The sequence below is a fragment of the Paenibacillus jamilae genome (genome assembly GCF_050482105.1).
In the GTDB taxonomy this organism is placed as follows: Bacteria; Bacillota; Bacilli; order Paenibacillales; family Paenibacillaceae; genus Paenibacillus; species Paenibacillus jamilae_B.
Genome location: NZ_JBCNHI010000090.1, coordinates 1 through 923, shown reverse-complemented (window position 1 = coordinate 923; position 923 = coordinate 1). Strand labels below are relative to the sequence as shown.

General features: G+C 54.6%; 1 protein-coding gene. It reads left to right on the top strand.

The features are described from left to right. Nucleotides 1–923 (top strand): condensation domain-containing protein (locus tag ABEW32_RS26450; protein ID WP_430193293.1); only part of this gene is annotated, 923 nt, incomplete at both ends.

The window sequence follows — 923 nt, the reverse complement described above, 5'->3', positions numbered from 1 at the left end:
CTGCATCAGTTCGACCCGCAAGATGTGAACTACAACATGCCGTCGGTGCTGCAAGTGAGTGGTCCGTTGGACGTGAAGCGAGTAGAGGACGTGTTCTGTCAACTGATTGCCCGCCATGCGACCTTGCGCACTCGCTTTGAGCTCATCGACAGCGAGCCAATGCAATGGATTGAGGACACCGTGCCGTTTGCGGTGGAATATACGAAGGTACAGGCAGCGGGTACGACTGCGGACACAGATCAGGACACAACTACAGATACGTACACAAGGGTCAACATAGAAGCCCAACAGCTGGTGAGTCGCTTTGTCCGTCCGTTTGATCTACAAGCTGCACCGCTGCTGCGGGTAGGCTTGGTGGATCTGGGCGTTCAGGAAGTAGAGCAGGAAGCCCAGCATCTGCTTATGCTCGATATGCATCATATCGTCTCGGATGGGGTGTCCCTAGAGGTCCTGACCGACGAATTTGTCCGCTTGTATGACGGTGAAGAGCTAGCGCCATTGCGAATTCAGTACAAGGATTATGCCGTATGGCAACAAAGCGAGGCCCATCAGGAGTGGATGCAGCGTCAGGAAGCGTACTGGCTGAACACCTTCCAAGGTGAACTACCTGTACTGGATCTCTCCACTGACTTTGCCCGCCCAGCGGTGCAGAGTACGGCAGGGGATACGATCGAATTTGCACTGGGGCGTGAGGTGAGTGAACGCCTGAAAGAACTGGCGGCGCAAACCGGCGCTACCCTGTATATGGTGTTGCTGGCGGCGTACACCACGCTCCTACACAAATACACAGGCCAAGAGGATATCGTCGTTGGCACGCCGATTGCCGGACGACCGCATGCCGAACTGGAGAGTTTGGTTGGTGTATTCATTAACACACTGGCGATGCGCAATTATCCGTCCAGCGACAAATCGTTCCTAGATTA